This is a genomic window from Bacillus sp. ISL-46, assembly GCF_018613205.1.
This window is the reverse complement of sequence record NZ_JAGGQR010000036.1, coordinates 25918-44093: the sequence shown is the minus strand read 5'-3', so window position 1 is coordinate 44093 and position 18176 is coordinate 25918. Positions and strand designations below refer to the sequence as shown.

Genomic DNA, 18176 nt, shown 5'->3' with positions numbered 1-18176 from the left:
GCCCGTTGAATTTGGAAGTATAGCAGCCTAATAAGGGTGTTTTATCTCTGTCTCAAATCACTAGGACAGTCTAAGGAAGTGGTTTTTTATAATATAAATTTAGTTACAATGCATTACCCATCCAAATTTCTTAAAACAGTTAACTTTACTTTGAATTTTGTTCACCAAGGGGATACTCCATATCGTTAAGATACTGGTGTATATAGAGGACTTTAAATGAAGAGGCTCTATTTTCCCAACCTTTTTTCTATAAATCCTTACTTATTTTTAATGCCTTTTTCGTTTCATTTGCATACCTAATTAACCTAAAGGGTTTACTTATGACTCTTTTAGGCATTTCATGAATGAACTTGTTAAAATCCTCTCTATATTCTCTAGTCAAATTTGTCGGTTTTGATGTAACTCTCTTAAATATTTCTTTAGATAACTCCCTCATTGGATTCAAATCTGTCACCATTTTACGCTGGCAGTTTGTACACTTGATACATTGAATTTTACCGTTTAAATACTGAACATGATGTAAAGTTTCATCATGGCAATGTGAACAATACAGGGAGGCATCGATCTCTGTAATTTTCATATAGTTTTACTCCTTTACTAATATTCAATAAACTTTGTTTCGAAAAAGGATTATCACTTTTATTATTACATGCCTATTTATCTAAATAATTATTCTCAGTTAATTGTATAAGACAGACAAAAACCTAATGGATTGACTCAAGTATTTATAAAATAATTTTCATTCAATTTTAAAACAACACCAGCCGTTTGCTCATCAATAATTAGAACATTAATAAATTGACCTCTCAAAGCGCCAAGAACACTTTCAGCTTTATGATCTCCTTCAACAACTGCAATCACCTTTTTTATTTTTTTTAATTCTTCTAATGAAATTCCTATTACCCTGTTATTAATAGAATCATTGATCTGATTACCTTGTTTATCAAAAAATCGAAAACCAATGTCTCCTACTACACCCATTTTATTAAGATGACTTAAATCAGTTTCTTTCAAATAACCAATCTTCATTAATGTCGAATCCTTGAAAGGATTACCTATACCAATAATAGCAATATCTACATTACGTCCACTTTCTAATACTGTTTCAATGTCCTGCATTTCCATTAAACGTTCTTTTAGTTCTTCTGATTCAACAATGGCGGGTGCATATAAATAGGTGCAATGACCATTTATCTTTTTAGCGAATTCATTAGCCAGTTGATTAGCATGGATTTCAACATTTTTAACGCCCATGCCTCCTTCTAATGGAACCACCTTAATGTCTTCTCTTCGTTCAAAAGGATATTCTTGAATCAGGTATGAAAGTGTCGAGCCCCATGAAATTCCAATCCCTTTTACCTCTCTCATATTTTGCGAAATATAACCAGCGCCAGCTTGGCCGATAGCCCGCTTCGACATTTCACTAGTTAGCCCGTTGTTTGGTACAACAATGGCATCCGAGAGACCAAAATGTTTTTCGAGCTGCTGCTCTAATTCAACTGTCCGAACGCTTTCATCTTTTATATAAATATTTACAATTCCTTCATCCTTTGCCTTTTGCAGCAATTTTGAAATGACGGGTCTTGAAACACCTATTTTTTTAGCAATTTCCGCTTGAGTCCAGCCGTCCTTATAATATAAGCTGGATACTTTAACTAATTGCCTTTTTTCATTCCAATCCACTTATCATTCTCCTTTTGGTAATTTCAATAGGATATTTATTCGTTTAAGATATAATTATTGTACACAATACCTTTTGAAAAATCATCCAGGATATAGGAAAAGTTCCGAGAGTCTTAATCTTCAGCACTTTTGTTAAAAAACATATATATCCGCCCACAACCGAGGAAATTTATACAGCGACCTCTTCATTCTACCGATTTCGCAGTTTATTGACCGCATTTATAGCGGCTTCATAAAATGTTTCTGATATAGTCGGATGAGGATGGATCATTTTGGCCGCTTCTTCTATGGTTCCTTCAAGGTACATGAACGCAGACGCTTCAGCTATCATTTCTGTAACATGAGGCCCAGCCATGACGACACCAATAATTTCGCCGTATCTTGCTTCATATATAACTTTTGTGAAGCCTTCCGGCTCACCGACGCTTAGCGCTTTACCGCTACCAGCAAAGTCAAATTTTTCAACTTGTACATCGATGCCTTGCTTTTTCGCTTCATCCTCTGACAAACCAACCGACGCAATTTCCGGAAGTGTATAAATGCAACGAGGCATTACTTTGTAATCCATTTTATCCTTGCCACCGGCAGCATTAGTGGCGGCAACCACTCCTTCGGCACTGGCTGCATGAGCAAGCTGCCAACCACCAATCACATCGCCAATCGCGTAAACATTTGGCTTGCTGGTTTCCATTTTATTATTCACTTTTATGAACGGCCCGTTTTGTTCGAGGCTTAACTCTTTTGTTGCAGAAAGGTTCGGCCGACGGCCAGTGCTGACTAGTAAGGTTTCAGCATCTACAGAAAATTCTTTTCCTTTTGCATCTGCACACACAACTGTTTTTAAACCGTCTGCTTCCTGAACTTTCTGTACACTTGCACCAGTATAAATTTTAATCCCTTTTTTCTTCAATGCCTTAGTCAAAAACTTAGATGCTTCACTATCCTCTGTAGGGATAATCCGATCTGCAGCCTCGACGATAGTAACTTCTGCTTTCAAGGAAGTAAAAATAGTGGCAAATTCGACCCCAATAACTCCACCTCCGATAATGATCAGGGATTTTGGAATGTCTTTAATGTCAAAAATGGTATCACTGGTATCAAACTTTACGGTATCAAGCCCGGTTATTGGCGGCACAGCAGGAGTAGAACCGGTCGAGACAATCACTTTACCTGCTTGAAGGTTTTCTTCTCCAGTGTCCGATTTTACTTTGACAACTCCACCTTCAAGAACTGACCCATAGCCATTGTATAAATCAATTTTGCCCTGTTTAAGTAAAAAGGCAATTCCTCCACGCAGTCGATTAATGACATCATCTTTTCGTTTTTTCATCTTGCTAAAGGAAAACGTCAAAGAACCCGTTTCAATTCCCCAATCCTTTGCCTTTTCAATCTGTTCAATAATTTCTGAATGCTTTAAATAGGTCTTCGACGGAATACAGCCCCGATTTAAACATGTACCGCCAAGAAAACCGGCCTCAATTAAAGCTGTTTTTTTTCCTAGTTCAGCTGCATGTAGAGCGGCTACGTATCCGCCAGGCCCGCCACCTACCACAATAATTTCATAAGATTTACTCAATTCTTTCACCTCATTACACAAGTAACTCAAATGGATTTTCAAGAACTTGTTTCAATTCTGTCAAGAAAGCAGCCGCCGGGGCACCGTCCATGGCACGATGGTCAAATGACAGACTGAGTGCCATCATTGGACGAATCGTCACAGCACCATTGACTGCAACAGGTTTATCTTGGATTCGTCCAACTCCGAGAATCGCACTTTCCGGCTGGTTAATGATTGGTGTAAACGTATCAATTGCATACATGCCAAGATTGCTGATTGTAAAAGTCGATCCTTTTAACTGGTGCGGAAGCAAGCTATTTTCACGCGCACGCTTCCCAATTTCCTTAGCATCCTTAGTAAGTTCAGCAAATCCCTTGCCGAGCACATCCTTAATGACAGGTACCATAAGACCGTCCGGCACCGCAACCGCAAGAGCGATGTGAACATCACTATGTTGAACAATTTCGTCTCCTTCAATAGACACATTCACTTCCGGATGACGTGCAAGTGCTACAGCAGTTGTTTTGATCAAAATATCTGTAAACGATAGACGAAATCCTGTTTGCTTTTCAATAACAGGAAGAAGGGATGTGCGGAGATCTTTCACTTTTGTCATATCCACTTCTGTTGTTAATGTGACATGAGGTGCTGTATAAGCACTTTGTACCATGCGCTGGGCAATTACCTTTCTCATGCCAGACATCTTCTTGCGCTGCGGTTGGATTACCGAATCCAATTCTGTTTTCGAAACGGCCGGGATTACATCCGTTTTTAAAATTTTCCCATTGATGCCGTTGCCGTTTACTGCTGACAAATCAACTTTCTCTGCCTCAGCAATTTTACGGGCAAGCGGTGTCGCCTTAGGTGCCGCATTCATAGATTCTACATCTTTCTTATGCACACGACCATTCGGACCGCTTCCTTTAATAAAGAATAATTCCAAATTATTCATACGGGCAATCTTCCGAGCCGCAGGGGTTGCACGAGGTTTTTCTCCGCGTTGAACGACTGATGCTTCCACTGGAACTGTTTGTTCCTCAACAACCGGTTCTTCCTTCTTTTCCTGTACGTCTTCTTCCGAACCAGAGATGCCAGTTGAGGTTTCAGGCACTTTTTCACCTGCTGCGCCGATATAACCAATGGTTTGATTTACCGGGACTTGGTCATCCATTTGAAAATATTTTTTCAACAAAATCCCTTGATCGTATGCTTCAACTTCAATATTTATTTTATCTGTCATTATTTCAAAAAGCGGTTCGCCAATTTCAACTGTGTCCCCTTCTTCTTTAAACCACTGAAGGAGGGTACCAACTTCCATCGTACTGCTAAGTTTCGGCATAAAAATTTCCTTTGCCACTATAACACCCTCCCTCTTATTTATACTTTACTGTTTCTCTTACAGCCTCGATAATGTCAGGAACCTGAGGAATCGCCGCTTTTTCCAAGTTCGGGTTGTACGGAATCGGAACCTCTTTACCCCCTAGACGCTTAATCGGTGCATCCAGGTAGTCAAATGCTTCACTTTCTGCAACAACACTAACGATTTCTCCGCCTATACCTCCGCGTTGAACAGCTTCATGAATCACAATTAAGCGTCCTGTCTTTTTAACAGAATTGATAATGGTTTCTTTATCAAGCGGTACAATCGTACGAGGGTCAACAACTTCAACACTGATTCCTTCTTTTTCAAGTTCAGCTGCAGCCTCAAGTGCTTTATGAACCATTATAGCCGTGGCAACTATGGTCACGTCTTCACCTTCACGCTTGATGTCCGCCTTGCCTAATTCAATTTTGTAGGTTTCCTCCGGCACTTCGGCAGCTGTTCTATACAATAATTTATGTTCGTAAAAAATAACTGGGTTATCATCTTCAATTGCTGCTTTTAATAAACCTTTTGCATCGTAAGCTGTAGATGGTTGAACCACTTTCAGGCCTGGAATATGGGCCATCCATGCTTCAAGGCTTTGAGAATGCTGTGCTGCAGCACCTGTACCAGAACCGGATGGTGTTCTTAATACCATTGGCACTTTTCCTTTACCACCGAACATATAGCGCGTCTTCGCCGCCTGGTTAACCATATTGTCCATTGCAATCGTAATAAAGTCAGAGAATTGAAGTTCTAAGATCGGGCGCATTCCAGTTAAGGCTGCTCCGATTGCTGCTCCTGAAATTGCTGCTTCTGAAATTGGGGTATTGCGAATACGTTCAGGCCCAAACTCTTCAATCATCCCGCGTGTTACACCGAATGCTCCTCCATATACTCCAATATCTTCACCTAGAATAAAAACATCATTATTTTCACGCATTACCTGGCTCATTGCTTCTCGTACTGCTTCTAAATAGGTAATTTGTCTGGTCTCCATATTCTTCTTCCTCCTTCTTTACGCGTATATGTCTTCTAGTAAACTATCAAGTGACGGTTCAGGACTGTTTTCCGCAAATCTAACAGCGTCTTCAATTTCCTGGTATGCTGTATCTTGTAGCTGTTTCGCACTCTCTTCTGTCAATACACCGGCTTCAATTAAGACCTCTTTAAAACGCCTAATGCCATCCCTTGCTCTCCACTCATTCTCTTCTTCACGTGTACGGTATTTTTTCGCGTCACTTTTGGAGTGGCCTTTCCAGCGGTATGTTTTCATTTCAATTAGTGATGGGCCAAAACCAGCGCGTGCTCGTTCCACTGCTTCATTAACTGTATTCATAATTTCAATCATGTCAGTTCCATCTACGACCTTGCCTGGGATTCCGTACGCCCCGGCACGGTCTGCTATATTTTCAACACGGGTCATTTCTTTTACAGAACCTGACATGCCATACTGGTTGTTTTCGCAAATAAAGATAACCGGCAAATCCCAAATTGCCGCAAGGTTTACGGATTCATGGAAGCTTCCTTCATTAGAAGCACCATCTCCAAAGAAGCAAAGAACCACATAATTTTCTTTTTTCATTTTTGAAGTAAGTGCCGCGCCTACAGCAATCGGAATACCGCCACCAACAATACCATTGGCGCCGAGGTTTCCCTTTTCTACGTCTGCGATATGCATCGAGCCACCTTTCCCTTTACAATAGCCTGTTTCACGACCAAAGAGCTCCGCCATCATTTTATTGACGTCCCCTTCTTTGGAAATACAGTGGCCGTGACCACGGTGTGTGCTGACAATTTTATCTTTTCTCCCAATGACAGCGATCGAGCCAGCTGCAGATGCTTCCTGACCAACACAAAGATGTGTCGTTCCATGAATCATCCCTTTTGCAAAAAATTGATCCACCTTCTCATCAAAATATCGAATGAGCCACATTTCTTTATATAAATCTTTTAATTTCTCTTCCGTAATCATCTCAGGCAGTTTTAACGTATTCGCTATCATTTCAACTTCCTCCTTTTACATTTGTTCCGACGTATTACATTTGTAAACATCTTATAACTTATGATTCTCTAAGTCAAGTAAAAATCGGTGTAATTTATGTACTCAGTTTTCTTAAAAATTGATGATAAAAAAGGGAGAAAGGGAGAAAAAGGTCTTTAAAAACCAATTCCCCCAATCTCCCTCTAATACGTTCCATTTATTTTCTAAGAATACATTCCAAAGCTTGCAAAATAGGCAATTACAACTGATAGAGTACGATAGCAGGATTATCGAAAACGAACCTTGGCAGCCAGTAGATAAAAAAGTCTTCCCGCACCTCCTCATCCTATCAGATCAACGTTATGCCATTGATGGTTCATACCCCTTTAGAATTATGCAAGCAACGTCTTTCACTGAATTTTTACAGACCTTAAAAGTGAAAGTTGTCCCACAAAAGCAGGAACATACAACAATTAAGTCGAATTTGAAATTAAATAATTGAAAGGGAGTGGACACATGGTTATTAAGAAAAAGTCTGACGTTGAAGACTTCCTAAGTCACTTTCAAGTTTTTTCAGAATGGGACGGCACAAAACATTATCTTACCTTTGAAGATACGAAAAATAAGGGCTATCTCACCCTTATGAGTTATCCGAATGAAGGATTTACCTTTTACAGAAAAAACAATTCATTTTGGGATATGAAGGAGCACCCCATACATGAGAATGAAATTATTGGTTTTCTTTGGAAACATCGTAAAGCTTTAAATTCCTACTTGAAAGCAGCTGAATATCTGCTAATTGAGAGCCATTGAGCTCTTTTTTTGTTGTTTTAGATTGAATCCAGAATCAAAATTCACCAATAGAAAGGTGGTATTGAAAAGATACAAAAATTAATAAAAATGAGCAAAAAAACGCAAAAAACATACAAAATAACACTTATGTAAACGAGAATGCTTTAAATTGAAACCATTTAAAGGACAAATCGTATTTATCAATAATACCTAATAAAAGGAGAAAAACTATGAATTTAAACCCAGCCGAAATTATTGTAAATTCAGCTAATTTCGTTAAAATGCTGTTACAACAAAAAGGGGGATAAACGATGGAAGCAATGAATCACTTGCCGGTAGAGAAAATTTCTTTTGATAAGCTAGGATTTGAATCTAAAGCACGGGAAATTGCAACATTTATAAACGAATATCCGCCTCATCTGATATGAAAGAATGGTCGGAATGATAACTGCAAATGACAATCCTGATGGCCGATTAAAGAAATTTTAGGAAAAAACCTTTGTAAGGTAACAGGCTGTTCTGGACCTAATGGCAGTGGCGACGGTAATTATATTCTAGATTTAACTAATCCAAAGCTTCTGCTAAAGGAGTTTGAGCTTCAATCCTTAAGAGAAAGGGTTGAGTATTTACAGCCTTTAAAAGAGGAGTTGACAGAGGAGCTGAAAAAAAAGCGTCAAGAATTGCAGCTGCTAAGGTCAGACTTAATGAAGTTAATAAAAATAAGGCAGTTAAAATACTGAGAAAAATAGGGTGGGTAAATTTTTAAGAACTCGATAGCAGTCGGGTTCTTTTTTTATTGGTTTAATCTTTGCCAAATTTACGAAGAAATTCATAATAAAAATACAAAAAACCACTATAAGAGGATACTGCAAAGAGGATAATTTAATTTATGAAACACAATATGTAGGAAGAAATAAAAAGGGATAGACACTACTGATAGTAGGTGCTAACCCTTTTTTCGTTATAATTTCGACTTTTGCAGTGCCCTCTTTTTTATTGGGGGTTTTTTACTTATACATTAGATAATCTTATAAAATTGATTTGCAAAGTCATCCAAATCAAAGTCTCTTCTTAAATCTGCCATATCCATGTAGACGAATTGGTCTTGACGAGGGAAAAACAATCCGATTTTCGTGAACCGCTGTTTGTCTTCTTCTGGCAGTTTCTCATAAAAATCCAACAGATAATAGCCAATCAACTGGTTTGTATGATCAGATTTGAATCCAAAATTCTTTGTCACCTTTACATCTACCAGCATATCATCCAAAATGAAATCAGCGTCTGCCCATCCCTACACGCTTAGAATTCTTCCCGAACGTAGGGGTTGGAACATAAGAATGATGGATTTTAAAGTAATCAGAACACTTTTCCTTGTATTCCATCAGGTTAACCAGATCTTCCACCGCTTTTGGATTTACATTTAAAAAGTCAGATATGTACCCACTCCTGAAAAAAGTGATAACATTTGCCCAAACAAGTAACCCCTCTGCAAGCTTCTTCAAATCAAACGGAGTTTTCCCATTGATGTAACTGCTAACGCTGGCTATAAAACAAGTAGATATTATAGAAGATCTTTTCTGGATTAACTTTGAAACCGATTAATGTCTTAACTAAATGGGAGTGTTCTTACAATATCGTTAGCAGAAAAGAAGAATCTCTTCTTTCTGCTAATGATATTGTAAATTCTTAGCGTTGGAAAAATTCAACCCATTCCCCTTCTGAGCCGTATACGAAAAAGTAGCGATATCCATTAGGTAATGAAGTAATTTCTTGATCCACTAATTCTACATCTAAGCTTTGAATACGTTTAAATTCTTCCTCAATATTGTCCACCGTAACAGCGAAATGATGGACCTTACCTTCCGCAGGTAGTTGATCATTGTAGCCTTGAATTAACTCCAATTCAGTTTCATATGATTCATTAAACCCAAGGAATGCTAATCGGATAATTCCATTTGTATGGAGAAGTGTGCCTTTTAATGTTAAACCTACAACATCTTTATAAAATTTAATAGAATTTTCTAAGTTTCGTACCATAACTCCTACATGGTCAATCCTTTTTCTAGTCATTTTCTAACCCCCTATGAGAGTGTTTAGCAACCATTTTTCTTAAAGGTAAACTCATGCTTTTTTGCCAACCTCTAAAGCCAAATAAAGCCAAGATTCTGTTGTTTTTTCAATTCACTTTTCTTAAGCTTTTCGCCTGAATTCTCCTTTACACTATTACTCAAATTCAATTCCATAAAGAAAATCACTATTATGGTGCCTGTCTTTACTTATCTTACTCAACTCAATTAAGGACTAGAAGAGGTTCTTTCATCTTAAAAATTTTTTAATTCAAACACCTTAATAACACGGAAAAATGAAGTCAAAAAAATAAAATCCTGGCACAATCAGGGGGCTCTCTCCTTGTAATAGGATTATTTTATTTATTAAGTTAAAAAAAAGACATTTTCAAAGCTCTCAATGGCTTCAAATTAAAGTTACGTTCATAATGATAAACAACCATCTTCATAAGCTCCAATCCTTATAAAGTTAGCTTGTGCTTGCACCATGAAATTACTTATTGCTGGCGAATTTTTTTTATAAAGGTTACTATCTTTTTTCATCCATTCAATCTCTTTCTATCGTTCTATTCCTCTTTGTCGTTTCTTCTTTTTATTTTTGTGATATTGTTCGAATTCATCTTCCCTCCACTTGCGGTCAGCTTCACGGATTGCACTTTCAAGAATCGAGAAGAAATCCGTTCCATCAGGAAATTTAGAACCTAGATAATGATTAGGATGTGGTGTAAAGGTGTTAGGAGCTTCAAATGATGATTTTTCCACATTTCTAAATATTTGAACATTAAACGCTCTGTGAAGCTGATTCATTTTATCTGGGCCAATTTCATCTGAATAACGCAGGCATTCATGATAAAAGATTTTCATATAAGATTGATTATCCATTTGGATATCAGGATATTTATTTCGTAAAAACTCGTACTGTTGATCCTTATTATATGAATCCGTTTTATCGCTTTTAATGCAATACAAAGACAAAATAATTTCTTTTTGTTCTTCTTTTGAATACTTTCTTGGTGGGTTGGAGAAATCTTCTGGTGTTATTGTTTTTCCATAATACTCATCTGCCATTACAAAGAATTCTTTCTGTTCAATCTTTAAATAATTCCGACCATTCCAATGAGGGTACATTTCTTGTAACTGATGATCATAAAGCTGATCCATCAAGTCTAATGATTTATTCATATTTTCTTTATGTTTTAATAAAAACTGCATCTGTTTTAAATCTTTATTAGATGCATTTTTAATGGTTGATTGATCGGCAAAGTTAATTCCATTTTTCGTTCGTAGATGCTCAAATTGTTTCTCTGCATTTTGTAGTTCTTGCTGCAAGGATAATACAAATTGCTGTCGATTATTTAATAAAACATGAAGATCTCTTTCAATTTGTTTTATCTCTAATTCATGAAAAACCCTTTCAATGTCCTTGATGCTCAACAATTTATTTTGAGAAACAGTGGTTTCAACAACTTCAATTTTTTGATCTGTAGATAGTTCTTCCTTATTTAAATTCGGATAATATTTATCTAAGAATCTATTTGCTTCAATTTTTAAGATTTCTTCTGTCTGATTTAATAGTTCTGTTTCTTTTTCAATCCGGCTTATTTTTTTATATTTATCAATGGAATCCTGATGAAACTCAAGTCGGGATTGCCATTTTCCTAATTGTAATCTTCGAGTATTAATATTTTCATAGTTGACAAACATCCGTAACAGTTTTGCTGATTCACGTAATTGCTTTTTCTCTAAAGGAGTAAAGCGACGAACATACTTGTCAGTTCTTTCTTTTATCTGTTTTTCTTTCTTCGCTTCTGCAAGTTCAATGACCGTTTTGTTGTACTCTTTTCTGTTAGTATTCATTTTAATCCTATCGGATTCTTTACCTTCGCTTTGCATCTGCCTTGCAACAAAACCCTCGTGAATCGTTGGAAGTATTTCAATCCCTCTATCTTTGTTCGATAAATGAGTAATTCTTTCTGAAAAACCATTTTTCTCTAAAAAACGATTGGCATAATGAGCCCACTGTTCTCTCCAATACATCAGTTTTTCTTTTGTGTTCCAATCGGTTATATGTAAGGCTTTAACTTGTATTTTTCCGTCAACTATTTCTTTCACTTTCATTTGTTTATTCCCCCATGAACCATCTTCATTAAATGGACGGATCGTTAACATCACATGAAAGTGAGGGTTTTCTTCATCATCTCGATGGATGGATAAATCGGCAACCATCCCATCATTAACAAAAATTTCCGTACAAAATTCAATGGCTAATTGCTCTTGTTCGGCGTGGGATAATTCTTTTGGTAAGGCTACATTAATTTCACGAGCGAGTTGAGCATTCCATTGTTTTTCTTTTTTCTCCACTTCATTCCATAATTGTTGACGATCATAAACCCATTCAGGTGCATGACTAGGCGCCAGAATATGAGTAATCGGTTTCACTTTTCTTTTGTAAAACTTTTCTTCATTCGTTCTATCATCTATCAGTCTTTCACCAGAACGATAGGCCGCAGCCGCAATAGTGTTTTGTTGTTTTTTTCTTGAAATAATCTGATTAGAAAAATGATAGATTGCCATAGTTATAGTCACCTCACCATCTTTTACAAACATGAGCGAAGCGAATTTTTAAGACGCCTCACGAGTTTGGCTCCTTCATAGAAGGGGCCGACGCACAATACCAAGATAGTGGTATATAAGTGCGCCCTTATCTTCGATATTGGGACCATTATATCACTTCCCATGATTTGGTTCAAATGTTATAATATAGTAAACTATCTAAAAAGAGGTGCTAAAATGCCAAGACAAAATACAAAGGACAAAATAACTGACATCGAAGAGCAAATTAAAAAACTAAAAGAAAAACAAAAACGAATTTTGACCAATTCCCAGAGAGACATTGGTAAGTACTTAATGGACACATGGGGAATTGAAGATGTAAATGAAGCAAAAACATTAATAGATTTGTTTAAGGACCAAGTAAAGGTATATTCCGAGGTTGCATCATCCAACGAAGAGCAAAAAGAGGAAGAGACGACCATAAACCTATCGGGTGATTAATATGACAAATGAAGAGTTACATAAACTTGAGGACAAAATAAAAGTCCTGGAGCAAAAAAAGAAAGCCTTAGAATACAAAATTTCTAATGAAGATCGGCGAGAAAGAACTAGAAGATTGATCCAAAAAGGAGCACTTTTAGAAAAGTACTTAGAAAATGAAAATGTATCCCTAAAGGACACCGAAGATTTGTTAAAAATTTTAGCTGAGTTTAAAAATAAAAATAAGAAATATATTGATAGAAAAATTCAAAACATGCAGGAAGATCGAGAAGCGCATTAATTTAAATTCTACAAATTGTTAATGCGCTTTTTTATCTCACCTTTATTACTCCTCCACTTTCCACTTCGCTGAAATCCATTCAAAAATTCTATAAGAAAATCTATTTAGTGTTTCACCTTTTCCCCTAAATGATCAATTCTTTTATTCCGGTAAAATCCTAAAAAATTTTTAAGAATATTATACAGATCATTATGTTTATAGGTATTTACTATTTTTAAAAACTCTTAAATACATTTGACGATAATTTCCACTTCCATCAATATCCTAGTTTTTTCTACAGATAAATAAACTTTTAACATCTCGAATGCACCGTCAATCCTGGGAGCATTTTCATTTGAATATTGTTAAAATCTGAATCATTATCTCCATCAACAGAAAGAACTTTTATGTTAAGAAATTCACATCTTCTACTACCTAGAAATATTTTTCAATTGTTCGAACTTTATATCAAAAGCGTCTTCCGTTATTGGCATTTATTTTACCATCATGTTTTTCTCTTCTTTCTGCATTTTGTTCTTTCTCTATTTCATTTAAAGATGATAGAGATGATTTGAAGTGACAAGGCAGAAGAATACAATAAAAAGTCATGCATTTCAAATTTGGTATTGTTTTGAAATAAAAAAATACACTACGAAGGATGGATCAAATCCAGCTACGTTTGTGACAAAAATTATAATATATCCTTCAGTATACCTTCACTAATTTTTAGGCAACACAGAATGAAGGATGTAGTTATCCTCAGAATGGACCCCTATCACTCTATTCAATTCTTCTGAATCGCGTTTTAACCCAATTGATGGAACGTATAAGTTACGTAGTTTTTCATAGTTCTCACTTTCCTTCTTCGTTACATTTCAGCAAAAAAAGATTTTTTCTGCTAATTAATTGTTAACTTTAAGTAAACAATTTTCTCCTCACGAATCCTTTTTTCTAGTAAATGTCACCTTATTAATACTCATCATTACCTCAATTTCCTAAATGCTTACATTATTTTTTCTTAAGTTTCCTTCTACCGTTCGAACTAATTTTATCATTAAGTATTGATCAAGCTTCATAACGTAACACCTTACTTTAATAAATAAAAAACATCCCGACCGGATGCCATAACCTATTATTCAAAATCAGACTTAATTTTCTTTATAAAATAATTCAAGTTGTTTTGAAAATAAACCCAGTTATAAAACACAATACAATTAAGCCCAAGAACTATTAGAAGTAAGATACCTATCTTTATCGAAAAAGTAATCGTTAGAGATAATATAACCAAGATTAATAATGATAGGAATAAACTAGTAGATAAAACTCTTAAAGCATGAACATTCCCAAGTTTGTAACTATAAATCCTTTGGATCTCTTTTCCGAATTGATTTTTAATAATTTTTAAGTCCATCTCATACTCGTTTTTAAAGTATTTATTCTTGTTTATCCACATAATTAATCCAAAACTAAGACTGATTTGATGTATTAAATTGCCTATAATAATCCCAGTCCCAATAAAAATTGTAATGGAAGAGACAATGATCGGAATATCCTTACTAAATATGAACGATTTTACTGCCCCGTAATCACTTATTGTAAAATAGGAAATTAATATAGCCAAGAGCATCCATCCAGGTATTCCCCATCTAATCAAATTTTTTGAATCTAAATTCATTTGCATCCTTCCTTTCATCATTACTTTTTCGATAAAAGGAAAGTAAATCCTGCTTATTTCCTTCTTACAGTACCATGTCCTCTTATATAAGTATCACGGTGTAACTCATTCATTCCTCAACATTCTTTTTTCTAGAATATTCTTTTTCTTTTGCTTTTTCTTTGAGTTTTATCTAGCTGCTGTTTTGGTTCTAACGATGAATGATTAACAATTTTCCTATCATCACCTTCTTAAAGGAAAAAAAGCACGCCTTGGTAGGCTGCTTAGTGTTAGGCGAGCTTTGAAACAAATTGGTGTTGGTATTAAAGGCGATTTATATTTTATATGTCTGTTAGAGGAGTGGGTAGGTTAACTAAAATATTACTTTTTAACCAAGCAATCTCATTTGTAAATATTCTTTTTAAAATCTCTCATGTTTTTATTAATGAAGGAATAAAAACTTAATAGATGGTATTAAATTAACAAGAATATTATAGTCATGGATTTCTATCGTAAAAATTATATTTAGTAAGAATATATATAATTAGTAAAAAATATATATTTAATAAGATAAACAATAATAATAGGCATTTTAAATTTTCGGGGTATATCCGTTGTGGGAGAAGGGTTTCAGCCTTTTTAGAGAGTAGTAATAACATAGTTTCCACTAGTACACAAATAATATAAAAAAGAATTCACATCTCCACAAGTATTTTTTTAAACTATTTACATATTCACAAGGGTTTATTTTAAAAATCAACAAATACACAAGTATACATTCGGAGCCTCTTACTCAAAAAAAATAATTCCTTCTTGGAAAATCTGTCAAAGAAGAAGACAGATTTTCCAAGAAGGAATTATTTTAAAAAATAGAACTATGATTTTAATTTTGGTCAAATACGAATAGCCCTGTGAGGGTCCATTTTTTTCACAAGGCTGATTATCTCTATTAAATTAGATTGTAAAGTGCGGGTTCTTGACCAGTTAAAGTAAATTCCCTAATTTTGGCTTCAAAGATTAGATCATAAGGCAGCTTTTTTAAAGCACCAGGGAGATACTTTCTGAAAGCCATCCTGAAAAAAGCACCGATTGAGTAAAAATGAAACGTTCCGGTTCGTTGTTTTTCTGTATGTATTAAGACTCCAATTTGATCCATTGTTTCTATAAAGAAATTTTTTATAAAGCGATCCCTGACAGTGAATTTCTCTCTATCTTCATCCAGTAAATAGTTCATTTTATTCATTACTTCCTGTTTAAAAGAAAGCATGACATCAATTTGGTCTCTTGGTTTATATTTAATTTGATGTCCATCCAAGAAGTAGGTTAGCTCTTTTGATAATTTTGCCATAAGCGGGTTCACGTTGAATTCATCTGTATTCTCTTCCACGCATTCCGGCTTCAAGGAAAAGCCAACTTTCTTAATCCATATTTGTTTACCACGCATTTCAATCCCAGTAAATTCTATGGAAAATAGAGCCTCTAAAACACTTAATGTTTTTCGGACTCCTTTTGCATTTTTATTCAATTGAAACTTGAGTGTTTTCATCGTCCTTTCTTGCTTTACTTTCTCCACTTCACCCGTTTTGCTAAAAGACATACCAGTACGAAATTGGTTAAGCAAGGATAAGAGTAATTCGATCCCTTCAGGATTTGAAGTACGGACGAATTCAGCTAATATATTTGTGTCAAAAAGGCCATGTGGTATGATCAGGTAGTTGAGAACCCCACCATTATGTTCAGGTGTATTATACTTTTCGACATCTTTTAGAACTAAAACAGGTAATCCTTCGTGAATTTCCTCTTTCACAAAATGATGATCTTCTAGAAATCGCTTTCCTCCCCAAAGAGTAGAATAAGAGATTCCAAGTTTCTTAGCCCATGAAGAAAGATTATATTCTTTTAGCATGCCGCGTTGATTCTGTTCTACTTCCAATTGCTTTAACATGGTCATATATACAACATAGGCAGATGCAGGAGGGCGCTCAAATGACTCATCACGTAGAAAACGAAATTCTTCCAATATGGCATGATGCATTCGAAAACCGTCGATTCTCATTTTACTGTTCATTCCAGGGGCCCTCCTCTCGTCTATTTTCCTAGTTTGAATTATAGCAGAATGGAAATAGAGGAAATGATGCCCTTTATTAAGGGATTTTCAAAGTTGCACAACAGGCGTCAATCCCTTGTCCCCCAAGGGGTTGAAAAAAACTTTAAAATTTTTTATGTGAAAGGAAACGTCATTGTTTTTTATAATTTGTGCATATTGTGACAGGAAACGTCATACCTGATTGATTAATGGATTGGGAGAAACGTTGATATATCAACGTTTTTTTAAAAGAGTCTATTAAAACAAAAGCAGAACTAAAAAACTTGCACAGAAATCTTTGCTAGTTTGTGTGAGAGGAAACGTCATTATCCTTCATTTTCAAACACAAGAAAGAGCAAACATTGCAATATTTTGTGTTTTTATAAGAAATTTATGAATTTTTACTATTAAATCAAGGATTTCATTCAGACAAAAAATGCAGCCTTTTAAAGGATTTGTGCATATTGTGAGAGCAAACGTCAGGAAAAAAAAGTTGCACACAGGATTTTAATGTACTGCTGTGAAAGGGAGCGTCAATCATTTAATAATGACCAGGTCGCTTGGAGTAAAGAAAGGTTGCACATGATTTAGGCTTAGTCTGTGCACATTGTGAGAGGAAACGTCAAGCAGAAAATAAGTGCACTATTAGACGGATGAGTATATCTCTTTATGCAGAATGAAAGATCTTTAAAAGGATGTGCACATTGTGAGAGGAACCGTCAAAGTAGAAAATATGTGCACAACTAGTAAAGGATGAGGATACTCTTTTATGCTGAATAAAGGATCTTTAAAAGGGTGTGCACACTGTGAGAGGAACCGTCAAAGTAGAAAATATGTGCACAACTAGTAAAGGATGAGGATACTCTTTTATGCTGAATAAAGGATCTTTAAAAGGGTGTGCACATTGTGAGAGGAACAGTCAAAGTAGAAAATAAGTGCACAACTAGTAAAGGATGAGGATACTCTTTTATGCTGAATGAAGGATATTTTAAAAGGGAGTGCCTATTGTGAGAGGAACTGTCAAAGTAGAAAATATGTGCACTACTAGTAAAGGATGAGTATATCTCTTTTATGCTGAATGAAGGATCTTTAAAAGGCTGTGCACATTGTGAGAGGAAACGTCAAAGTAAAAAAAAGTGCACAACTAGTTTAGGATGGGTATATCTCTTTTTATTTTTAAGATGATGGATGTGCACATTGTGAGAGGAAACGTCAAAGTAGAAAATAAGTGCACAACTAGTAGAAGGTGAGCAGATAGCTCCTTTATTCTAAAATGAAAATTCTATAAAAGAATGTGCACATTGTGAGAGGAACCGTCAAAGTAGAAAATAAGTGACCTACTAGTAAAGGATAAGTATCTCTTTTTTATTCTGATTGAAAGATCTTTAAAAGAATGTGCACATTGTGAGAGGAAACGTCAAAGTAGACAAAATAAGTGCATTACCAGTAAAAAATAAGAGCATATCTCTTATATTCAGAATGAAGGATCTTTAAAAGGCTGTGCACATTGTGAGAGGAAACGTCAAAGTAGACAAAATAAGTGCATTACCAGTAAAAAATGAGCATATCTCTTATATTCAGAAAGAAGGATCTTTAAAAGGCTGTGCACATTGTGAGAGGAAACGTCAAAGTAGACAAAATAAGTGCATTACCAGCAAAAAATAAGAGCATATCTCT

14 protein-coding genes are annotated in these 18176 nt (G+C 35.5%); 3 read left to right on the top strand and 11 right to left on the bottom strand.

Features of this window, described 5'->3' with window-relative positions; genetic code table 11:
* Window positions 1-247: 247 nt before the first annotated feature.
* From J7E67_RS17515 to J7E67_RS17490, 6 genes are all read right to left on the bottom strand, one after another.
* A complete protein-coding gene (locus J7E67_RS17515; RefSeq protein WP_214732516.1) occupies window positions 248-580 on the bottom strand; it encodes a bh protein in 333 nt (110 codons plus the stop codon).
* A gap of 137 nt (window positions 581-717) precedes the next feature.
* Complete coding sequence (locus J7E67_RS17510; protein WP_214732515.1) at window positions 718-1683, bottom strand: sugar-binding transcriptional regulator; 966 nt, start codon at window positions 1681-1683, stop codon at window positions 718-720.
* 190 nt (window positions 1684-1873) lie between these two features.
* Window positions 1874-3259, bottom strand: coding sequence for a dihydrolipoyl dehydrogenase (gene lpdA / locus J7E67_RS17505; RefSeq protein ID WP_214732514.1), 1386 nt, complete (start codon window positions 3257-3259; stop codon window positions 1874-1876).
* A gap of 13 nt (window positions 3260-3272) precedes the next feature.
* Window positions 3273-4598 (bottom strand): dihydrolipoamide acetyltransferase family protein, encoded by a 1326-nt coding sequence (locus J7E67_RS17500; RefSeq protein ID WP_214732513.1) that lies wholly within the window; start codon window positions 4596-4598, stop codon window positions 3273-3275.
* 16 nt (window positions 4599-4614) lie between these two features.
* Complete coding sequence (locus J7E67_RS17495; protein ID WP_214732512.1) at window positions 4615-5604, bottom strand: alpha-ketoacid dehydrogenase subunit beta; 990 nt, start codon at window positions 5602-5604, stop codon at window positions 4615-4617.
* Window positions 5605-5622: 18 nt separating this feature from the next.
* Window positions 5623-6609, bottom strand: a complete 987-nt coding sequence (locus J7E67_RS17490) for a thiamine pyrophosphate-dependent dehydrogenase E1 component subunit alpha (RefSeq protein WP_214732511.1) — start codon at window positions 6607-6609, stop codon at window positions 5623-5625.
* 495 nt (window positions 6610-7104) lie between these two features.
* On the opposite strand from J7E67_RS17490, the gene J7E67_RS17485 reads away from it, so the two are divergent.
* Window positions 7105-7401 (top strand): hypothetical protein, encoded by a 297-nt coding sequence (locus J7E67_RS17485; protein ID WP_214719322.1) that lies wholly within the window; start codon window positions 7105-7107, stop codon window positions 7399-7401.
* Between the two features lie 997 nt (window positions 7402-8398).
* Here J7E67_RS17485 and J7E67_RS17480 read toward each other — a convergent pair.
* The 3 genes from J7E67_RS17480 to mobQ all read right to left on the bottom strand — a co-directional run bounded on the left by J7E67_RS17480 (window position 8399) and on the right by mobQ (window position 12020).
* Window positions 8399-8620 carry a hypothetical protein gene (locus J7E67_RS17480; protein ID WP_214732510.1) on the bottom strand — a complete coding sequence of 74 codons (222 nt, stop codon included), beginning with the start codon at window positions 8618-8620 and terminating at the stop codon, window positions 8399-8401.
* 446 nt (window positions 8621-9066) lie between these two features.
* Window positions 9067-9450 carry a VOC family protein gene (locus J7E67_RS17475; RefSeq protein ID WP_214719326.1) on the bottom strand — a complete coding sequence of 128 codons (384 nt, stop codon included), beginning with the start codon at window positions 9448-9450 and terminating at the stop codon, window positions 9067-9069.
* Between the two features lie 554 nt (window positions 9451-10004).
* Window positions 10005-12020: a MobQ family relaxase gene (gene mobQ / locus J7E67_RS17470; protein ID WP_214732509.1), complete on the bottom strand. Its 2016-nt coding sequence runs from the start codon at window positions 12018-12020 to the stop codon at window positions 10005-10007.
* A 216-nt stretch (window positions 12021-12236) separates the two neighbouring features.
* Between mobQ and J7E67_RS17465 the strand changes: the two genes are divergently transcribed.
* The gene (locus J7E67_RS17465; RefSeq protein ID WP_214719330.1) at window positions 12237-12500 is read left to right on the top strand and encodes a C1orf50 family protein; all 264 of its coding nucleotides are present in this window, start codon (window positions 12237-12239) and stop codon (window positions 12498-12500) included.
* A 1-nt stretch (window position 12501) separates the two neighbouring features.
* Entirely contained in the window at window positions 12502-12780 is a 279-nt protein-coding gene (locus J7E67_RS17460; RefSeq protein ID WP_214719332.1) for a DUF3847 domain-containing protein, read from the top strand.
* Window positions 12781-13891: 1111 nt separating this feature from the next.
* Here J7E67_RS17460 and J7E67_RS17455 read toward each other — a convergent pair.
* Window positions 13892-14434 carry a BA5345 family protein gene (locus J7E67_RS17455; RefSeq protein ID WP_214719334.1) on the bottom strand — a complete coding sequence of 181 codons (543 nt, stop codon included), beginning with the start codon at window positions 14432-14434 and terminating at the stop codon, window positions 13892-13894.
* Window positions 14435-15362: 928 nt separating this feature from the next.
* The gene (locus J7E67_RS17450; RefSeq protein WP_214719336.1) at window positions 15363-16481 is read right to left on the bottom strand and encodes a hypothetical protein; all 1119 of its coding nucleotides are present in this window, start codon (window positions 16479-16481) and stop codon (window positions 15363-15365) included.
* Window positions 16482-18176: the final 1695 nt, after the last annotated feature.

Bases quoted from the DNA above. Each gene is read 5' to 3' on its own strand.
- J7E67_RS17455 (WP_214719334.1), bottom strand. From the start codon at position 14,434: ATGAATTTAGATTCAAAAAATTTGATTAGATGGGGAATACCTGGATGG.
- J7E67_RS17460 (WP_214719332.1), top strand. From the start codon at position 12,502: ATGACAAATGAAGAGTTACATAAACTTGAGGACAAAATAAAAGTCCTG.
- J7E67_RS17475 (WP_214719326.1), bottom strand. From the start codon at position 9,450: ATGACTAGAAAAAGGATTGACCATGTAGGAGTTATGGTACGAAACTTA.
- J7E67_RS17485 (WP_214719322.1), top strand. From the start codon at position 7,105: ATGGTTATTAAGAAAAAGTCTGACGTTGAAGACTTCCTAAGTCACTTT.
- J7E67_RS17515 (WP_214732516.1), bottom strand. From the start codon at position 580: ATGAAAATTACAGAGATCGATGCCTCCCTGTATTGTTCACATTGCCAT.
- J7E67_RS17490 (WP_214732511.1), bottom strand. From the start codon at position 6,609: ATGATAGCGAATACGTTAAAACTGCCTGAGATGATTACGGAAGAGAAA.
- mobQ (WP_214732509.1), bottom strand. From the start codon at position 12,020: ATGGCAATCTATCATTTTTCTAATCAGATTATTTCAAGAAAAAAACAA.
- J7E67_RS17450 (WP_214719336.1), bottom strand. From the start codon at position 16,481: ATGAACAGTAAAATGAGAATCGACGGTTTTCGAATGCATCATGCCATA.
- J7E67_RS17495 (WP_214732512.1), bottom strand. From the start codon at position 5,604: ATGGAGACCAGACAAATTACCTATTTAGAAGCAGTACGAGAAGCAATG.
- J7E67_RS17465 (WP_214719330.1), top strand. From the start codon at position 12,237: ATGCCAAGACAAAATACAAAGGACAAAATAACTGACATCGAAGAGCAA.